Annotated in this window: 17 protein-coding genes and 1 tRNA gene; 5 read left to right on the plus strand and 13 right to left on the minus strand. The window is 72.6% G+C overall.

What is annotated here, in order from left to right; genetic code table 11:
* Positions 1-18: 18 nt before the first annotated feature.
* The 3 genes from V1258_RS05785 to V1258_RS05795 form a co-directional block, all read right to left on the minus strand.
* A tRNA-Arg gene (locus V1258_RS05785) sits at positions 19-94 on the minus strand.
* A 116-nt stretch (positions 95-210) separates the two neighbouring features.
* Complete coding sequence (locus tag V1258_RS05790) at positions 211-1,194, minus strand: LppM family (lipo)protein (protein WP_329748775.1); 984 nt, start codon at positions 1,192-1,194, stop codon at positions 211-213.
* Between the two features lie 108 nt (positions 1,195-1,302).
* Positions 1,303-1,896 carry a cell division protein CrgA gene (locus V1258_RS05795; protein ID WP_329746358.1) on the minus strand — a complete coding sequence of 198 codons (594 nt, stop codon included), beginning with the start codon at positions 1,894-1,896 and terminating at the stop codon, positions 1,303-1,305.
* A 116-nt stretch (positions 1,897-2,012) separates the two neighbouring features.
* Here V1258_RS05795 and V1258_RS05800 point away from each other — a divergent pair, with 116 nt between their 5' ends.
* From V1258_RS05800 to V1258_RS05810, 3 genes are read left to right on the plus strand one after another with little or no spacing between them, the layout of a single operon-like run.
* Positions 2,013-2,759 carry a DUF881 domain-containing protein gene (locus V1258_RS05800; RefSeq protein ID WP_329746359.1) on the plus strand — a complete coding sequence of 249 codons (747 nt, stop codon included), beginning with the start codon at positions 2,013-2,015 and terminating at the stop codon, positions 2,757-2,759.
* Complete coding sequence (locus tag V1258_RS05805; protein ID WP_329746360.1) at positions 2,760-3,494, plus strand: class E sortase; 735 nt, start codon at positions 2,760-2,762, stop codon at positions 3,492-3,494.
* On the plus strand, positions 3,494-3,664 hold the full coding sequence (locus V1258_RS05810; protein WP_329746361.1) for a hypothetical protein: 171 nt from the start codon (positions 3,494-3,496) through the stop codon (positions 3,662-3,664). The genes V1258_RS05805 and V1258_RS05810 overlap by 1 nt, the downstream gene beginning before the upstream one ends.
* 9 nt (positions 3,665-3,673) lie before the next feature.
* Here V1258_RS05810 and V1258_RS05815 read toward each other — a convergent pair whose 3' ends face one another.
* The 9 genes from V1258_RS05815 to V1258_RS05855 all read right to left on the minus strand — a co-directional run bounded on the left by V1258_RS05815 (position 3,674) and on the right by V1258_RS05855 (position 14,252).
* Complete coding sequence (locus V1258_RS05815) at positions 3,674-4,336, minus strand: anthranilate synthase component II (protein WP_329746362.1); 663 nt, start codon at positions 4,334-4,336, stop codon at positions 3,674-3,676.
* Positions 4,326-6,473, minus strand: coding sequence for a Stk1 family PASTA domain-containing Ser/Thr kinase (gene pknB / locus V1258_RS05820; protein ID WP_329746363.1), 2,148 nt, complete (start codon positions 6,471-6,473; stop codon positions 4,326-4,328). The genes V1258_RS05815 and pknB overlap by 11 nt, the downstream gene beginning before the upstream one ends.
* Positions 6,470-7,957 (minus strand): serine/threonine-protein kinase, encoded by a 1,488-nt coding sequence (locus tag V1258_RS05825; protein WP_329748776.1) that lies wholly within the window; start codon positions 7,955-7,957, stop codon positions 6,470-6,472. The genes pknB and V1258_RS05825 overlap by 4 nt, the downstream gene beginning before the upstream one ends.
* The gene (locus V1258_RS05830) at positions 7,954-9,399 is read right to left on the minus strand and encodes a peptidoglycan D,D-transpeptidase FtsI family protein (RefSeq protein WP_329748777.1); all 1,446 of its coding nucleotides are present in this window, start codon (positions 9,397-9,399) and stop codon (positions 7,954-7,956) included. Before V1258_RS05830 ends, V1258_RS05825 begins: the two co-directional genes overlap by 4 nt.
* Positions 9,396-10,781, minus strand: coding sequence for an FtsW/RodA/SpoVE family cell cycle protein (locus tag V1258_RS05835; RefSeq protein ID WP_329748778.1), 1,386 nt, complete (start codon positions 10,779-10,781; stop codon positions 9,396-9,398). The genes V1258_RS05830 and V1258_RS05835 overlap by 4 nt, the downstream gene beginning before the upstream one ends.
* The gene (locus V1258_RS05840) at positions 10,781-12,079 is read right to left on the minus strand and encodes a PP2C family protein-serine/threonine phosphatase (RefSeq protein WP_329746367.1); all 1,299 of its coding nucleotides are present in this window, start codon (positions 12,077-12,079) and stop codon (positions 10,781-10,783) included. The genes V1258_RS05835 and V1258_RS05840 overlap by 1 nt, the downstream gene beginning before the upstream one ends.
* On the minus strand, positions 12,076-12,600 hold the full coding sequence (locus V1258_RS05845) for an FHA domain-containing protein FhaB/FipA (RefSeq protein ID WP_329748779.1): 525 nt from the start codon (positions 12,598-12,600) through the stop codon (positions 12,076-12,078). Before V1258_RS05845 ends, V1258_RS05840 begins: the two co-directional genes overlap by 4 nt.
* A 7-nt stretch (positions 12,601-12,607) precedes the next feature.
* On the minus strand, positions 12,608-13,321 hold the full coding sequence (locus tag V1258_RS05850; RefSeq protein ID WP_329746369.1) for a DUF3662 and FHA domain-containing protein: 714 nt from the start codon (positions 13,319-13,321) through the stop codon (positions 12,608-12,610).
* Positions 13,322-13,517: 196 nt separating this feature from the next.
* Positions 13,518-14,252: a L,D-transpeptidase family protein gene (locus tag V1258_RS05855; protein WP_329748780.1), complete on the minus strand. Its 735-nt coding sequence runs from the start codon at positions 14,250-14,252 to the stop codon at positions 13,518-13,520.
* A gap of 238 nt (positions 14,253-14,490) precedes the next feature.
* On the opposite strand from V1258_RS05855, the gene V1258_RS05860 reads away from it, so the two are divergent.
* Entirely contained in the window at positions 14,491-15,330 is an 840-nt protein-coding gene (locus V1258_RS05860) for a serine hydrolase domain-containing protein (RefSeq protein ID WP_329746371.1), read from the plus strand.
* The gene (locus V1258_RS05865) at positions 15,327-16,151 is read left to right on the plus strand and encodes a serine hydrolase domain-containing protein (RefSeq protein ID WP_329746372.1); all 825 of its coding nucleotides are present in this window, start codon (positions 15,327-15,329) and stop codon (positions 16,149-16,151) included. The genes V1258_RS05860 and V1258_RS05865 overlap by 4 nt, the downstream gene beginning before the upstream one ends.
* 35 nt (positions 16,152-16,186) lie before the next feature.
* Here the strand turns inward: V1258_RS05865 and folP are convergent, their stop codons facing one another.
* Positions 16,187-17,188 (minus strand): dihydropteroate synthase, encoded by a 1,002-nt coding sequence (gene folP / locus V1258_RS05870; protein ID WP_329748781.1) that lies wholly within the window; start codon positions 17,186-17,188, stop codon positions 16,187-16,189.
* Between the last annotated feature and the right edge of the window lie 56 nt (positions 17,189-17,244).

A 17,244-nucleotide genomic window follows, 5' to 3' on the forward strand; every position in this document is an offset into this window, starting at 1 on the left:
GTCGGACCGGGGCTCCCGTGGTGCGCCCGGAGGGATTCGAACCCCCAACCTTCTGATCCGTAGTCAGATGCTCTATCCGTTAAGCTACGGGCGCCTGCCGGTCAAACCGACCTCACCGATACTAGTACCTCGGCTGGTCGGACGCCAATCCGGGACCCATGACCCTGCTCACACGAGTGGGAGAGGTCCGGCGGCGCACCGGCCCCGGACTCACCAACCCGGGTTCTGGTTCTGACCGGGCTGCTGATTCTGGCCGTACTGCTGGTTGTGGCCGGGAGGCTGGTTCCACGGCTGCTGACCCTGCTGACCCTGCTGACCCTGCTGACCCGGCTGGCCCCAGGGCTGCTGCGGTGCCGGCGGGGCGAGGGGCGGCGAGGACTGGCCCCACTGCTGGCCCTGGCCCTGCTGCGGGGCCGGGGGCGGGGACTGCCCGAAGGCGGGGCTCTGCGGCGCCGACGGGGCCATCGGGGCGGCCGGGACGCCGCCGTAGCCGCCGGGGGCGCCCGGGGTGCCGGAGCCACCCTTCTTGCGGCTGCGCATCACGAAGAAGATGACTGCGGCGATCGCCAGCAGCAGCAGGAAGCCGAGCACGACCACGACGATGACGATGATCAGCCAGCCGAAGCCGCCGCCGGCCTCGGCGGTGATGTCCACGCCCTGGGTGAAGTCGATGATGTCGGTGTAGGTGACGGTGTTGCCGTCGATCGTCCCGCCGCGGGACTCGATGACGTCGCCGGGGAAGGTGAAGGAGACGCGGAACTCGAAGTCGTCGATCGCATCGCCGAACACCAGCTCGAGGTCCTCCTGGGAGAGCCCCGCGGAGTCGCCCATGTCGATCGTCAGGTGGATCTCACCGTCCTCCTCGGTCACGGAGAACTCGGAGCCCAGCTGGGACATGTCCACCGCGCCCGAGGCGCGGCAGCCCCACAGGCCGTCCTCCTCGTAGGCCTCGACCTCGACGGCCTCGGCGCCGGGGGCGAACTCGCCGTCCTCGGTGTCCGCGCACATCTCCTCGGCGGAGGAGTAGGTGCCCTCGAGATAGGTCGGATCGACCGCCATGTCGAAGCTGAGCGTCATGCTCTCGGCCGAGGTGACCTCGAAGTCGGCGGTGAAGCTGCCGCAGCCGGCCAGCACCAGCAGCAGTGGCAGGACGAGGACGGCTGCCAGACGGCGCCGCACCGAGTTGGTGGTCATGGTCTCCCCCGGGGATCATGCGGTGTGCAGGTCAGCGCCCACCGTGATGTGGGGCACTCGCACAGGATACCCGTCGGGGGATCGCCGGGCCGCGGAGCCGGGGGAGGGCTACTTCCAGAACATGAACATGCCGCCGCCGACCATCAGCGCGCCAAAGCCCACCGCGAGGTTCCAGTCGCCGATCGGCAGGGGCAGCTGCCCCGAGGTCAGGTAGAAGGTGACCAGGTAGCACAGTCCCAGCAGCAGGAAGGTGAGGGCGGCCGGCACCAGCCAGCGCGGGTTCTGGGTGACCGTGGCGACGCGGCGCGGGCCGCGCCGGCTCTCCTGGGCCGCGGCCTTCTTCGCACCGGTGCGGGTGGAGTCCTTCGCCTTCTCGGCGACTTCGCCGCCGCGGGGGCGGTCGGCGGAGTCCTTGGCGCCGGCCTTCTTCGCGCCCGCCTTCTTCCCTGCGGCGCCCTTCGTCGAGACAGGGTCCTTGCCGCCGGCGCGGGAGGGGCCGTCCTTCGCGCTCTTCGCGCCCTGGGAGCTCTTCGCGCTCTTCTCGTCCGCGGCGTCCTTCTCGTCCGCCTCGTCCACCTCAGCGAGCTCGTCGAGATCCGTCTCCTCCGCCGGGGACTCCACGGGGGCGGCCTTCGCCGTGCTCGCGGGGCGCCTCTTCGCGGACTTGCCGCGGGCGGACGACTTCCTCGTGCTCCTGGCCATGAAAACGGTGCTCCTCGGGGGCGGCCGGACGCGCGGCGCTCCGCGCGGGTCCACGGGTGCGGACTGTGGCCTAGGGTAATGGTGGTTCACCGAGGGCGCGACGCGAGGAGGGGCCCATGGCGCAGGACGCGGACCGGGACGGCCCGGACCCGACGAGGCGCACCCCGCGCCCCGGGCGCCTCGGCGTCGCCCTGGTCATGGTGCTGTGCGGCGTCCTCTTCGCGACCACCGGCCGGCTCTCGGGCGGCGGCTCGATCCGCGACGAGTCCGGGGACGTCGCCGGGGTGCTGCGTGAGCGAGGACGCACCATCGAGCGGCTCACCGAGGACAACGCGGACAAGCGCGCCGAGATCGAGTCCCTGCGCGAGGACTCGGGCGGCGCCTCCGTGCAGCAGCGCACCGAGCGGGTCGGCGACGCCGTCGGCCTCAGCGAGGTCTCCGGACCGGCCCTGCGCATCACCCTCACCGACGCGCCCGAGGGGGCGATCGGCACCCAGGAGGGCCTCGAGCCGGACGATCTCGTGGTCCACCAGCAGGACATGGAGGCGTACATCAACGCGCTCTGGGCCGGCGGGGCGGAGGCGATGATGCTGCAGGACCAGAGGGTGGTCAACGGATCCGCCTTCCGCTGCGCGGGCAATACGCTCCTGCTCGAGGGGCGCGTCTACTCGCCGCCCTTCGTGATCACCGTGATCGGACCGACCGACCAGATGCTCGCGGCCCTCGACCAGGCGCCCGGGGTGCAGGTGTACCGGGAGTGGGTGGACTACGTGGGCCTCGGCGAGAAGGTCGAGACCCTCGAGACCGCGACCCTCCCGGCCTTCGAGGGGTCCCTCACGCTCGACTCGGCGAGAGCAGGCTGAATGACCCGCGGGACCCATCGCGCCTCCCGCCGCCGCGGCGGTGCCGCCTCGACCATCGTCGGCGTGCTCGGCGAGCTGCTGCTCACCGCCGGGGCGTTGCTGGCCCTGTTCCTTCTCTGGCAGCTGTGGTGGACCGACGTCCTCGCCGGCCGCGAGCAGGACGGCATCCTCACGGGCCTCGAGGAGCAGTGGGGCGGGGTCGACGAGCAGCAGATCGCGCCGCGCCAGGAGGGCCCGCCGCCGGTCCCCGCGACGCCCGCGGACACGATGGTCTTCGGCGCCCTGCACGTGCCGGCCTTCGACCGCGAGAGCGTCCCGCTCGCCGAGGGCGTGAGCCTCGAGGAGGTACTCAACGTCAAGGGCGTGGGCCACTACCCCGAGACCGCGCTGCCCGGCCAGGTCGGGAACTTCTCCGTCGCGGGCCACCGCAACACCTACGGCCGCCCCTTCGAGGACATCGCCCGCCTCGAGGTCGGCGACCCGATCGTGGTGGAGACGGAGGAGGCGTTCTACGTCTACGAGGTCACCGAGACCCTGGTCGTGGATCCCTCGCAGGTCGAGGTGATCGCGCCCGTCCCGGGCAGCCCCGGCGAGGATCCCACGCAGGCGATGCTCACGCTCACCGCCTGCCACCCGATGTTCTCCGCGCGGGAGCGCTACATCGTGCACGCGGAGTTCGCGTACTGGACCGATCGCGCCGACGGGATCCCCGAGGCGCTCGCCGAGGAGGCCTGATGTACGCCGCCCTGTTCCGCCTGCTGCCCGGCCCGCTGTGGCTGCGCATCGTGCTCGCCGTGCTGATCCTGTTGGGGATCGTCGCGGTTCTCTTCACCTGGGTGTTCCCGGCGCTCGCCCCGTACCTGCCGTTCAACGACGGGCTGGTCGGGGCAGCGCCCGGACGCTGACCCCCCGGCTCAGCCGGCGGTCATCAGGGGCTTCAGCCCCGCGGAGCGCTCCACCGCGTCGCGGCCGTCGCACAGCTCGAGGAAGCGCCCCAGCATCAGGTGCCCATTCTCGGTGAGCACGGACTCGGGATGGAACTGCACCCCGTGCAGGGGCAGCTCGCGATGGGCGAGGCCCATGATCATCCCGTCGGCCGTGCGGGCCGTGACCTCGAGGACCTCCGGCACCGACTCCGGCACCACCGTGAGCGAGTGGTAGCGGGTCGCGGTCATCGGGGAGGGGGCGCCCGCGAAGACGCTGCGGCCCTCGTGGGTGAGCTCGCTCGTGCGGCCGTGCATCAGCTGCGGCGCATGGTCGACGGTGCCGCCGAAGAACTGGCCGAGCGCCTGATGGCCGAGGCACACCCCGAGCATCGGTACGGCCCCCTCGGCGCAGGCGCCGATCACGTCGAGGGCGCGCCCCGCGGTGCTGGGCGTGCCCGGGCCGGGGGAGACGAGCACCCCGTCGAAGCCCGTGAGGTCCACGGCGCCGTCCGGCCCCTCGGGCACCTCGTCGTTGCGGACCACCACGGTCTCGGCCCCCATCTGCTGCAGGTAGCCGACGATCGTGTAGACGAAGCTGTCGTAGTTGTCGATGACCAGCACGCGTGCGGCGCGCGCACCCTCAGCCGCCATTGCCGGCTCCGTTCCCGTTGCCGTTCCCGTTCCCGTTCCCGTTCCCGTTCCCGTTGCCGTTCCCGGCCGACGGCTCGGTGGTCGGATCCGCCGTGGGCGTCTCCGTCTCCGTCTCCGTCGGCGTCGGGGTCTCGGTCGGCGTCTCCGTCGGCGTGGGCGTCGGCTCCGGACCGGAGGAGACCACGATGACGATCGTCCCCTCCCGGTCGATCTCCTCGTTCGCGCCCGGATCGGTGCGGATCACCTGGCCCTCGGCGACCGAGTCCGAGGCCTCCTCGGTCCGCGAGGTGCCGAAGCCCTGCTCCTCGAGCAGCGCCTTCGCGTCCTCGTAGCTGCGGCCGGTCACGTTCGGGACGGTCGCCGGCCCGGGGGCCTCCGCGATCACGAGCGACACGGTCGAGCCGACGGGGGCCTTGCCGCCCGAGGGCGGGGTCTGCGAGACGACGGTGCCGGCCGTCGCCTCGGCATCGACACGGGTGGTGGAGTCCACCTCGAAGCCGCTGCTCTCGATCATGGTGGTGGCGGCGTCGAGCGTCAGCCCGCTCACGTCGGGCACGGTGAACTCCCCGGTCGCCACGGTCACCTCGATGGTGTCGCCACGCTGAGCGGTGGAGCCGGCCTGCGGGGAGCTGCGGGTGATCTGCCCGGCCTCCCGCTCGGCGTCGTCCTCCTCGCCGGCGACGGTGAGGGTCAGGCCGAGCGGCTCGAGCTCCGCCGTCGCCTGTTCCTCGGTCATGCCGGAGAGGTCGGGGACCTCGACCGCCTCGGGACCCGCGGAGATGTTCACGGTCACCGTCGAGCCGACCTCGACCTCCTGGCCGGCGGGCGGGTCGGTGTCGATGACCAGGCCCTCCTCGACGTCCTCGGACTCGGTCGGGGCGAACTCGGCCTCGAGGCCCAGGTCCGTGAGCTCACTGCGCGCCTCGTCCTCGGTGGAGCCGGCCACGTCGGGCACGGCCACCATCTCGGGACCCGCGGGCTCGCGGGGCATCAGGAACCAGGCGGCGGCGCCGATCACGGCGAGGGCCGCGACGATCAGCAGCGCGATCAGCCACCAGGGGCGGCGCCGGTGCTCGTCCTCGGCGACGGCCGTGCCCTGCCCCGTCGGCGGACCCTGCCGCAGCGGGGCGTGCTGGCCCGTGGACCAACTGGTCGCCCCGTGCACGCCGGTCATCGCCGCGGCCGGGATCGCCTCGGTCGCATCGTCGACCGGACTGAGCACGGTCGTCGTCTCGCCGTCCGCGCCCGTCGGCACCGCACCGCCCACCAGGGCGGGGGCGCGACCGGCGACGACCGCGGCGATGTCGCGGGAGAAGGCCACGGCGCTCGGGTAGCGCTGCTCGCGGTCCTTGGCCAGGCCCGTGAGGATCACCGCGTCCATCGCGGGAGTGATCGCCGGGTTCAGGGCCGACGGCGGCTGCGGCTGCTCGCGCACGTGCTGGTAGGCGATCGAGACGGGGGTGTCGCCGGTGAACGGCGGCCGCCCGGTCATCATCTCGAACATGACGCACGCGGCGGAGTAGATGTCGGAGCGGGCGTCGACCAGCTGGCCGCGCGCCTGCTCGGGGGAGAGGTACTGGGCGGTGCCCATGACGGCCTGGGTCGCGGTCATCGCGCTCGTGGCGTCGGCGATCGCACGGGCGATGCCGAAGTCCATGACCTTCACCTGACCGGAGTCGGTGATCATCACGTTGCCGGGCTTGATGTCGCGGTGCACGATCCCGGCGCGGTGCGAGTACTCGAGCGCGCTGAGCAGCGCGGCCATGATCTCCCCGGCCCGGTGCGCGTCCATCGGCTGCTCGGGGGAGATGTGCTCGCGCAGGGTCGTGCCGTGCACGTACTCCATGACGATGTACGGGATCGAGACCTCGGCCCCCGTCACGGTGGTCTGCTTCTCCTCGCCCGTGTCGTACACGGCGACGATCGAGGGATGGTTCAGCGAGGCGGCGCTGTGCGCCTCCCGCCGGAACCGCTCCTGGAAGCTCTCATCGCGCGCCAGGTCGGAGCGCAGCACCTTCACGGCGACCGTGCGGTGCAGTCGCGTGTCCTCCGCGAGGAACACCTCGGCCATGCCACCGGTCCCCAGGATCCTCCCCAGGGTGTAGCGGCCGCCCAGGACCACTTTCTCTTCGCTCACAGAACACCTGACCTCGTGCCGTGGTCCTCCACGGCTGATCCGACCATCGTAGATGCTGACAGCTGTCCGCTCGTCCCCTGTCCGACGCCGTCGAGGGCCCCGGACCCGGCCGCGCCGAGCTCCCCGAGGGGCAGCAGCCCGAGCCCCGCGGCGACCGCCCCGAGGATCACCACCACCAGCAGCACCAGCAGGACCAGCCCCGGCACGGAGAACGGGCCGAGCCGGCGACCGGTCGAGGTGCCGCGGGCGGTCCGCCCCGAGGCGGCGGTGTCCACCGTGTCGAAGGAGCCCGCCGTGAACGCCCGGTCCGCGCCGCGCAGCGCCGGATCCGCCGCGGGGCGGGGCTCCGACGGGACGGGGGAGGGGGACGCGGCGGAGCGGGCGGACGACACAGGGCCCGCCGGACGCGCGCGCGGGGCGCCGCCCGCGGAGCTCGCCGAGAGCCCCGAGGGGGCCGACCGGGCCGAGGGACCGGAGCGGTGCCGGATCCCGCGGCCGCGACCCGACATCGGCAGCGGCATCGCCGCGGTGCGCGTCGGCCCGCCGGAGGCGCCGCCGGATCCCTCGCCGTCCCGGCGCTGCAGGGCGTTCTCCCCGGTCCAGTCGTGGTCCTCGACCCGGGTGACGGGGATCGCGCCGGTCGTGAAGCGGGGCTCGACGCCGCGCTGGATCGCCTCGAGGATCCGGGCGACCGCGGCCGCGGAGCGGGGCCGGTTCGCGGGCGCCTTCGCGAGCGACATCATCACGAGCTTGCGCAGATCGGCGCCGACCGTGTCCGGAAGCTCCTTCGGCTGCTGCTTGACCTGCGCCATCGCGATCTCCACCTGGCTCGAGCCGGTGAAGGGACGGTGGCCGACCAGCATCTCGTAGGCCACGATCCCCAGCGCGTAGATGTCCGAGAGCGAGGTGGCCTGCTTGCCCATGGCCTGCTCGGGGGAGAGGTACTGGGCGGTGCCCATCACCAGCCCGGTCTTCGTCAGGCGGGCCTGGTCCTTGCTGCGGGCGATGCCGAAGTCGGTGATCTTCACGGCCCAGTCGCGCGTCTCGTCCACGAGCACGTTCTCGGGCTTCACGTCGCGGTGCACGACGCCCTTGGAGTGCGCGGCGTCCAGCGCCCGGGCGAGGTCGATCAGCACCGAGACGACCCGCTTCTCGGGCAGGCCCCCGGTGTTCTCCTCGATGATGTCCGAGAGCGGCCGGCCGGGGCAGAGCTCCATGACGATGTAGGCGCGACCGTCGAGCTCGCCGTAGTCGTAGAGCGCCGCGATCGCGTCGTGCGAGAGCGCGGCGGTGTGCCGGGCCTCGGCGCGGAAGCGCTTGAGGAAGCCCTCGTCGCCCGCGTACTCCTCGCGCAGCACCTTCACCGCGACCTCGCGGTCGAGCTCGCGGTCGAGGCCCTTCCACACCTGGCCCATGCCGCCGGTCGCGATCAGCGAGGTCAGCTCGTAGCGTCCCTCGAGCACCAGCCCCGGTTCGGTCCTCATCCTCGGATCACCGCCTCCATCACGTCCTGGGCGATCGGCGCCGCCGTGCGCGAGCCGTAACCGCCCTCCTCGACCACGACGGCCACCGCCACCTGGCGGCCGTCGACCTTCGCAAAGCCCACGAACCACGAGTGCGGATCGCGGCCCTCGCCCCACTGGGCGGTGCCCGTCTTGCCGCCCACCTCGACGCCCTCGATCGCGGCGGCCGTGCCGGTGCCGTCCTCGACCACGCCCACCATCATCTGGCGCATCTGCGCGGCGTTCGCGGCGGTCAGCGGCTGGCCCAGCTCCTGCGGAGTCAGCTCGGAGACCGTGGCGAGGTCGGCCGTGCGCACCGACTGCACCAGCTGCGGCTGCATGACCACGCCGTCGTTCGCGACGCCCGCGGCGACCATCGCCATCTGCAGCGGGGTCACCCGGGTCTCGAATTGGCCGATCGAGGTGGTGGCGAGCTGGGCGTCGTCGAGGTCCTCGCCGAGGGTCGACGGGGTCACCGCGAGCGGGATCTCGAGCCGCTGCCCGAAGCCGAACTCCTCGGCCGTGGACCGCAGCTGCTCCTCGCCGATCGCGATGCCGAGCTGCGCGAAGGACGTGTTGCACGACTGGCGCAGCGCCTCGGCGAGGCTCGAGGCGTCGCCGGGCCCGCACGGGTCCTGCCGGCCGCCGGAGAAGTTGTTCATCACCGAGGACGAGTTCGGGAGCGTGAACGTGCCGGGTCCCGGGATCTCCGTCTCCGCCGTGTAGTCCCCGGTCTCGAGCGCCGCCGCCGCGACGACGAGCTTGAAGGCGGAGCCCGGCGGGTAGAGGTCCCCGGCGATCGCGCGGTTGGTCAGAGGCCGGTCCGGGTCGTCGTTGAGCGCCGCCCAGGCCTCCTGCACCGAACCGCCGTCGTGAGAGGCCAGCTCGTTGGGGTCGAAGCTCGGGGAGGAGACGAGGGCGAGGACCGCACCGGTGGCCGGGTCGATCGCCGCGACCGCGCCGCGGCGGCCGTCCAGGGCGTCCCACGCGGCCTGCTGCGCACCGGCGTCGAGGGTCAGCTCGACGGTCGCGCCCTGGCCGTCGCGGCCCGAGAGGATGTCCGCGATGCGGTGGTAGAACAGCGAGTCGGCGGAGCCGGTCAGGGTGTCGTTGAGGCTGCGCTCGAGCCCCGTGTAGCCGTAGACCACCGAGTAATAGCCCGTGACCGGGGCGTACATGGCGCCCGGGTCGTAGGTGCGCAGGTAGCGGTACGAGTCGTCGGACTCGACGGAGGTCGCGATCGCGGTGCCGTCGACGACGATCGGCCCGCGATGGCGGCCGAACTCGCTGTACTGGGTGCGGCGGTTGTTCGCGTTGTCGTTCAGGCGGTCCTGGGCGATCACCTGGAAATAGGTCGTCGACGTGAACAGGAGCATGAACAGCACGCTCACGACGAGCCACACGTGGCGGAGGGGCTTGTTCATGCGCTCGCCCCCGCCTCGCGCCGCACGGGCGGCGCGGCGCCCGGCACCTGGCGGGCGGCGGGCCGACGGGCCGCGTCCGAGAGCCGCACCAGGATCCCCGCGATGATCCAGTTGCACACCAGCGAACTGCCGCCCGCGGCGAGGAAGGGCAGGGTCAGACCGGTCAGCGGGATCACCCGGGTGAGCCCGCCGACGACCACGAAGACCTGCAGCGCGAGGACGAAGCCGAGCCCTCCGGCGAGCAGGGTGCCGAAGCCGTCGGAGATGCCGACGGCGGCGCGCAGCGCCCGCTGCACGAGCAGCAGGTACAGCAGCAGCAGGGCGAAGGAGCCCACCATGCCCATCTCCTCCGCGAAGGAGGTGAAGACGAAGTCGGACTCCGCATGGGGGACCACGTCGGGCCTCCCCTCCCCGAGCCCGGTGCCGAACAGGCCGCCGTTGGCCAGGCCGAACAGGCCCTGGCCGATCTGCTCGCAGCTGGAGAAGTTCTCCCGCGAGAGCGGGTCGAGCCAGCAGGTGATGCGGGTCTGCACGTGCGACATCTGGGTCGCGGCGAAGACCGCGGGCGGGAGGAACATGACCGCGCCGATCACGAGCCAGCTGAGCCGGTCCGTGGCGACGTAGAGCATCGCCACGAACAGGCCGAAGAACATCAGCGAGGTGCCGAGGTCGGTCTGGAGCACGAGCACCGCCATGGCGAAGCCCCAGGCCACGAGGATCGGTCCGAAGTCCGACCAGCGGGGGAGCTGGATGCCGAGCACCTTCGGGCCCGCGAGGGCGAGGGTGTCGCGGCGGGAGACCAGGTAGCCGGCGAAGAAGATCGCGAAGGCGATCTTCGCGAGCTCGGCCGGCTGGAAGCTGTAGCCGGCGATGTTGATCCAGATCTTCGAGCCGTTGCGGGAGTCGCCGATCACGGGGGCCAGCGGCAGCAGCAGCAGGACCGCGCCGACGACGGCGCTGATCCAGGTGTACCGGCGCAGCGGGCGGTGGTCGCGCAGCAGCACGAGGACGCCGATGCACAGGGCCACGCCGATGATCGCCCAGAGCATCTGCCGGTCGGCGCTCGCCGAGGTGCGGATCCCGTAGATCTCGTTGGCCGCGTGGACGCTCTCGATCACGGTGATGCCCAGCAGGTTCAGCAGCACCACGATCGGCAGGATCACCGGATCCGCGTAGGGGGCCCGCCACATGACCGCGGCCTGGAGCAGCACGATCAGCACGCCCGTGCCGATCGCCACGGCCGGGAGCTGCTCGGGCAGCTGCTCGTAGCGACCCAGCGCCACGAGGGAGTAGGCGCCCAGACCGATCGCCGCCGCGAGCACCAGGAGCAGCGCCTGGGTGAGGCGACGCGGGTGCGCGGTGTACGAGACGATCGTGGCCACTACGACGTCCCGCCGTCGGAGGCCCCGCCCGCATCGCTCGCGCCGCCGCCGTCGGACGGCTGCGGGACCGGCAGTGGGGCGTCGGCCGCGGCGGCCGCCTCGAGCCGCTCGACGATGCGGTCGGCGTCCTCCCGATCGCCGGCGGAGATGGTGGCCTCGACCTGCTCCCGCGTGATCTGGGGCAGGTCCTCGAGGGCGATGTCGGTGACCTCGAGCGGCTCGGACAGCGAGATCGGCCCGAGGTCCTGGGCGATCCCCTGGTAGATCACCACATGGGTGCCGTTGGTGCCCACGTAGAACTGCCGCTGGCTCCAGGCGTAGCCGGCCGCGAGCGCCCCGCCGATCAGGGCGAGGAGCAGGATCACCGCGGCGAGGGCCGGCCAGGGGCTGCGCCGCGGCGGCTCCTCCTCGCTGAAGTCCTCGTCCTCGTAGGGGATCTCCGGGGACTCGCGGGTGAGGGCCGCGGCCTTCGCGGCGGGGCCGGAGGCGCTCGTCGGGGCGTGGCGGTTGCGCGCCGCCGAACCCACGATCTGCGGGGTCGTCGACGGGGCCTCGGCCCCGCGGGGCAGCTCGTCCAGGTCGACGACGTCCGCGATGATGCAGGTGATGTTGTCCGGTCCGCCGCCCTTGAGGGCCAGCTGCACGAGCTCGTCGGCGCACTCGCCCGGATCGTCGATCGCTTTGAGGGTCGCGTCGATGGTGTCGAGGGAGACGAGGCCCGAGAGCCCGTCCGAGCAGAGCATCCAGCGGTCCCCGGCATGGGCGGGGCGCAGGGAGAGGTCCAGCTCCGGCTCCGCGTCGACGTCGCCGAGCACGCGCATGAGCACCGAGCGCTGCGGATGGCGCTCCGCCTCGTCCTCGGTGAGGCGGCCCTCGTCGAGCAGGCGCTGGACGAAGGTGTGGTCCTTGGTGACCTGCACCGTCTCCTCGTCCCGCAGCAGATAGGCGCGGGAGTCGCCGATATGGGCCAGGGCGAACTTGCCCTCGGCCCGCAGCAGGGCGGTGATGGTGGTGCCGAGGCCGCGCAGCTGCGGCTCGTCCCGGGCGCGGCGCAGGATCTCCTGGTTCGCGTCGAGCACCGTCTCCTCGAGGGAGGCGACGATGTCGGAGGCGGGGGTTTCGGAGTCGAGGCGGGCGAGGCGGCCGATCGCGACCGAGGAGGCGACGTCGCCGCCGGCGTGACCCCCCATGCCGTCGGCCACCACCAGCAGGTGGCTGCCGGCGTACCCGGAGTCCTGGTTGTTGGAGCGGACGAGGCCCACGTCGGAGCGGGCGGCGTAGCGCAGGGCGATGCTCATCGCGGTCCTCGTCTCAGCTCGATCTCGGTCCGGCCGATCCGCACCTGGGCACCCGGGCGGAAGGGGACGGCGCCCTCTATGCGCCGGCCCGAGACCAGGGTGCCGTTGGTGGACCCGAGGTCCTCGACCATCCACTCGCCCTCCCGCTGGAACACGCGGGCGTGCCGGTTGGAGGCGTAGTCGTCGTCGAGCACGAGGGTGCACTCGGGGGCGCGGCCGATGAGGATCGGGGTCGAGCCCAGGGTCAGGGAGGTGCCGCGCAGCGGGCCGGCCGTGACCACCATGGCCGCCTGCGTCACCTCGGGATCGGTGCGCGCGGTGCCGTCGGCGCCGGTGCGGGCGGTCGGATCCGCGGGCAGGGAGCTCGCGGGGCGCTGGTCGCGGCGCGGGTCCTTGCTCGACCGGGTCACGACGGTGGTGCCGAAGAGGTCGCTGCGCAGCACCAGCACGACCGCCACGACGAACAGCCACAGCGCGAGGACCAGGCCCAGGCGCAGGGCGATCAGGGTCAGCTCGCTCATCGGCCGCTCACCACTGGGCCTGACCGGCCGCGGGGAGCAGCACGGTCAGCCGGGTGCGCCCGATCTTCAGCAGCGACCGGTCGTGGAGGGTGACGGGCGTGCGGATCCGCTCGCCGTCGACGAAGGTGCCGTTGGTCGAGCCGAGGTCCGTCGCCACGAGGGCGCCGTCGACGTCGGCGCGCAGCTCGAGGTGGTGCCGGGACACGCCGGTGTCCTCGAGGATGATGTCCGCGTCGCCGCCGCGCCCGATCACGGTGACCGGCCCGGTGAGCAGGTACTGCTGGCCGTCGATCTCGATGATCGGGTTGCCTCCCGCGGCGGACTGCGCGGCGCCGGTCGCGGGCGCGACGGAGCCCCGCTCGGTGCGGGACTCGGTCTCGAAGCGGCCCGCGCGGACCTCGTCATCGCGCTGGAGGTCCACGGAGACCGCGCCCACGAACATGTAGCGCTGCTTGTCGGCGTGCTCCATGACCACCCGCTGCAGCTCGTCGAGCAGGGTGTCCTGCCACGAGTCGAAGCGGTCGTAGTCCTGGGAGTGGAGGTAGACCGTGTAGACGTTGGGGGCGAGGGTCCGGGTGCGGTCGAGCACCTGGATCTGGTCGTCGCACTCGCGCTTGAGCCCCTGCGCGAGGTCGAGCGGCTTCAGCTGGCCGCCGCCGCGCGAGAACACGCTCGTCACGCCGCGGTCGAGGCCGCGCTCGATCCGATCCAAGATCCCCACGGTGGTCCTTCGCTGTCCAGTCGGTCGCCCCAGGAGGAGGGGCCGGTCGCCCTCCTGATCGTAGCGCGCGACCTGGTCACCGGACCGCCCTCGGCGCGGCGAGGCGGCGAGGGATTCGTGCAGGAGGCGTGAAAGAGGGGCCCGTCGCGCGCGACGGGCCCCTCGCTCGTGTCGTGGGCGTGCTCGGCGGGGCCGCTCAGTAGATGAGCACCCGTCGGCCCTCGCGGAACCACGAGACCGACCACAGCAGGTCCGAGGCGGCGGTCGAGATCCGGCAGCAGCCGTGCGAGGCGGGGTAGGGCGGGATCGCGGAGGAGCCGTGCACGGCCCAGCCGCGGTCGTAGTACCCGGGGCGGTAGAGGTCCCCGAGCGGGCCGCTCTGCCAGCCCTTCGAGTAGAGGCGGAACATCGAGAAGTCGCCCTTCGGGGTGGTCGCCGTCTTCCAGCGCCCGCCGGAGTAGTAGCGCTCCCCGCTGCCGGTCGAGGTGTTGAGGATGTAGCCGAGACGCCCCTGGGTGGTCAGGATCATCACCTGCCGGGAGAGGTTCACCTCGAAGCCGATGCCGCTGGTGATCCGGCGGGAGGGCTGCACCCCGTTGTTCAGCGCCGCCCAGGTCTTCGGCCCGACCACGCCGTCCTTCGAGAGCCCGGCGGACTTCTGCAGCGCCCAGACGGCCTGCTGGGTGAGATGTCCGAAAGAGCCGTCGGCCGTGCCGCACCAGTAGCGCAGTGCCCACAGCTTCTTCTGCAGCGTTGTCACCTCGGCGCCCTTGGATCCCTTGCGCAGGGTGCTCGCGGCGCTCGCGGGTCCGATGCCGGCGAGGAGCCCCGCGCCGAGCGTCCCCACGCCCAGCAGCAGGGTCCGACGGCCCGGCGTGAGCCGCTGCGGGTCCTCGGGCGCGGTCGGTCTCTCGGTAACATGGATGGTCATGACGGTCCCCCCTCTGGGATCGGCTGTGCGGCCGCCGACGGTGGCGGTGGACTCAGTATCGAGAGTCAAGAAAGAGTAAACAAGAAGGAAAAGGTGCTGGCCGGACGTGCGGATATGAGGGTTCTGTGACGGCGCAGGTCGGGCGCTGGTTTCTCGGCGGTAGGTTTTCTGGACGGATGTCGGGGCGTTCGCCGGGACCCGCACGGGCCCCGTTGCAGCGCCGTGCCATAGTGGCCCCGTGACGCCGCAGACCGCCCCGCCGCCCGATCCGACGCCGCTCGAGGTCGGGGTCGACTTCGCCCACGCGCTCGGGGTCGCGGACGCGAGAGGGGTGCTCCACATCCAGGGCGATGCGACGCGCGCCTGGCCGCTCGCGAGCGTCTCCAAGCCGATCGCCGCACTCGCCGTCCTCGTGGCGGTGGAACGGGGCCTGCTCGAGCTCGACGAGCCCGCGGGCCCCGCGGGGTCGACCGTGCGCCACCTCCTCGCCCACACCGCGGGCTATCCCTTCACGGGGGAGGAGCTGCTCGGCGCGCCCGGGGAGCGGCGCAACTACTCCAACACCGGCTTCGAGGTGCTCGCCGCCCACCTCGAGGACGCCACCGGCTACGACATGCCCGAGTGGGTCGAGCAGACCGTCGTGGCCGGGCTCGACCTCGTCGACCTCGACCCCACCGGCTCCCCGGCCGCGGGCTACCACGGCAGCGTGCGGGACCTGCTCGCCGTCGGCCGCGAGCTGCTCGCGCCCACCCTGATCTCCCCGGCGCTGTGGCGCGAGGCCACGAGCGTGCAGTTCCCGGGGCTCGGCGGGATCCTGCCCGGCTACGGGCGGCAGCGCGCGAACGACTGGGGCCTCGGCCTCGAGATCCGCGATCACAAGGACCCGCACTGGACCGGCTCCGCCTCCTCGCCGCGCACCGTCGGCCACTTCGGCCAGTCCGGCTCCTTCCTCTGGGCTGATCCGGAGGCGGGCCTGACCGCCTGCTTCCTGGGTGAGCGGCCCTTCGGCCCCGACCACGTGCGCGCCTGGCCCCCGCTGACCGACGCGATCCTCGCGCGCTTCGGGGCCCGGTCGTGAGTGCCCACGAGGAGCTCGGCGCGCTCGGCGCGCTCGATGACTTCGGTTTCGAGGCCGCGGCGATCGTGCTCGGCCCCGAGGGGGTGCGCGAGGCGCGAGGCGACCTCGAGCGGGTGCGGCCCTGGCGCTCGGTGACCAAGACCGTGACCGGCTTCGCCTGCGCGCTCGCCCTGCAGAAGGGCCTGATGAGCCTCGACGACGAGGTGGGGCCTCCCGGTTCGACCCTCCGTCATCTCCTCGCGCACGCCTCCGGGTACTTCTACGAGTCCGAGTCGACGCTGCAGGCGCCCGGGCTGCGCCGGCACTACTCCAACTTCGGGATCGACGAGGCCGGGCGGCATCTCGAGCGCGCGACCGGCCGCGACCTCGAGGACTGGGTGCGGGACGAGCTCGCCGAGCCGCTCGGCATGACCCGCCTCGAGTGGGAGGGGTCCGCCTCCGTCGGCGCCGCGGGGCCGCTCGCGGATCTCGCCCTGCTCGCCGCCGAGCTGCTCCGCCCCACCCTGCTCGAGCCTCGCTGGGACGCCGAGCTGACCACCCCCTCGTTCCCCGAGCTGGTGGGGATCATGCCCGGCTTCGGCAAGCAGAGCCCCAACCCCTTCGGGCTCGGGATCGAGGTGCGCGGGCACAAGAGCCCGCACTGGACCGGGTCGGGCAACAGCCCGGGGACCTTCGGCCACTTCGGGATGCGCGGCACCGCCTTCTGGGTGGACCGCGAGGCCGACCTGGCGCTCGTGGTCGGGACCTCCCACGACTTCTGCGACGCCCATCGCGAGGTCATGCCGCGCCTGGCCGACGCGGTGCTCGCCGCGCACTCCTGAGGGGAGACGCGGCCGGCGGCCCGTGGACCGGCCGATCAGACGTTGTGGACCAAGGGGCCGGCCGGTTCCCGCCACCCGGCGAGCACCTCGAGCATGCGCACCAGGCGCACGCTCTCGGCGACGTCGTGGACTCGCAGGATCCGCGCGCCCCGCGCGATCACCCAGGCGGCCGCCGCGAGCGAGCCCTCGAGCCGTTCCTCCTTGGGCAGCCCGAGCGTCTCGCCGATCACGTCCTTGCGGGACAGCGCCGCGAGCACGGGCAGGCCCATGCCCGTGTACTCGCGCCACTCGCGCAGGATTTCGAGGGTCTGCAGGGTGTTCTTGTTGAGATCCGGGCCGGGGTCGAGCAGGATCCGTTCCCGCGGCACGCCCGCCTCGAGGGCGCGCTCGAGCCGGGCGGCGAGGAAGTCCCGCACCTCCTCGACGACATCGTCGTACTGCGGATGCGGATAGGGCTGACGCGGCGCGGCGAGGGAGTGGGTGATCACGAGCGAGGCGCCGGTCCGCGCGACGACCTCGCACATCCGCGGATCGGAGAGCCCGGTGGTGTCGTTTATGAGGTCGGCACCGACGGCGATGGCCTCGCGGGCGACCTCGGCATGGAAGGTGTCGACCGAGAGCAGCACGTCGGCCGGGAGCTCGGCGCGGAGCGCCGCGACCACGGGGACCACCCGCTCGATCTCCTCGGCGACGGGCAGGGCCTCCCCGGGCGCGAACTTCACACCGCCCACGTCCACCAGGTCGGCGCCCGCGGCCGCGGCGGTCCGGCCCGCCTCCACCGCCTTCTCGAGCGCGAAGGTGCGGCCCTCGTCGAAGAAGGAGTCGGTGGTGCGGTTGACGATCCCCATGACCAGGACGCGGCGCGAGGTGTCCGGCAGCGGGCGGGGCCGCGGCGGGGCATGCTGCACGTGCGGGGTGTGCTGGGACGGGGCCGAGTAGCTCTCGGCGACCCCCAGGATCGCCCCTTCGGGCGCGGCTACAGTGTCCGGAGCGGGAGGAGCGGCCGTCTCGGAGCCGTCGTCGTACGCATTCGTCATGGCCTGTTCCTCCGCTGTTCACGCGGGCGTCCGTCGTCTTTGAGCGGCACCCGACC

Origin of the sequence: Brachybacterium sp. J153 (genome assembly GCF_036311905.1) — a bacterium.
In the GTDB taxonomy this organism is placed as follows: Bacteria; Actinomycetota; Actinomycetes; order Actinomycetales; family Dermabacteraceae; genus Brachybacterium.

Bases quoted from the DNA above. Each gene is read 5' to 3' on its own strand.
- V1258_RS05790 (WP_329748775.1), bottom strand. From the start codon at position 1,194: ATGACCACCAACTCGGTGCGGCGCCGTCTGGCAGCCGTCCTCGTCCTG.
- V1258_RS05795 (WP_329746358.1), bottom strand. From the start codon at position 1,896: ATGGCCAGGAGCACGAGGAAGTCGTCCGCCCGCGGCAAGTCCGCGAAG.
- V1258_RS05800 (WP_329746359.1), top strand. From the start codon at position 2,013: ATGGCGCAGGACGCGGACCGGGACGGCCCGGACCCGACGAGGCGCACC.
- V1258_RS05805 (WP_329746360.1), top strand. From the start codon at position 2,760: ATGACCCGCGGGACCCATCGCGCCTCCCGCCGCCGCGGCGGTGCCGCC.
- V1258_RS05810 (WP_329746361.1), top strand. From the start codon at position 3,494: ATGTACGCCGCCCTGTTCCGCCTGCTGCCCGGCCCGCTGTGGCTGCGC.
- V1258_RS05815 (WP_329746362.1), bottom strand. From the start codon at position 4,336: ATGGCGGCTGAGGGTGCGCGCGCCGCACGCGTGCTGGTCATCGACAAC.
- V1258_RS05825 (WP_329748776.1), bottom strand. From the start codon at position 7,957: ATGAGGACCGAACCGGGGCTGGTGCTCGAGGGACGCTACGAGCTGACC.
- V1258_RS05830 (WP_329748777.1), bottom strand. From the start codon at position 9,399: ATGAACAAGCCCCTCCGCCACGTGTGGCTCGTCGTGAGCGTGCTGTTC.
- V1258_RS05840 (WP_329746367.1), bottom strand. From the start codon at position 12,079: ATGAGCATCGCCCTGCGCTACGCCGCCCGCTCCGACGTGGGCCTCGTC.
- V1258_RS05845 (WP_329748779.1), bottom strand. From the start codon at position 12,600: ATGAGCGAGCTGACCCTGATCGCCCTGCGCCTGGGCCTGGTCCTCGCG.
- V1258_RS05855 (WP_329748780.1), bottom strand. From the start codon at position 14,252: ATGACCATCCATGTTACCGAGAGACCGACCGCGCCCGAGGACCCGCAG.
- folP (WP_329748781.1), bottom strand. From the start codon at position 17,188: ATGACGAATGCGTACGACGACGGCTCCGAGACGGCCGCTCCTCCCGCT.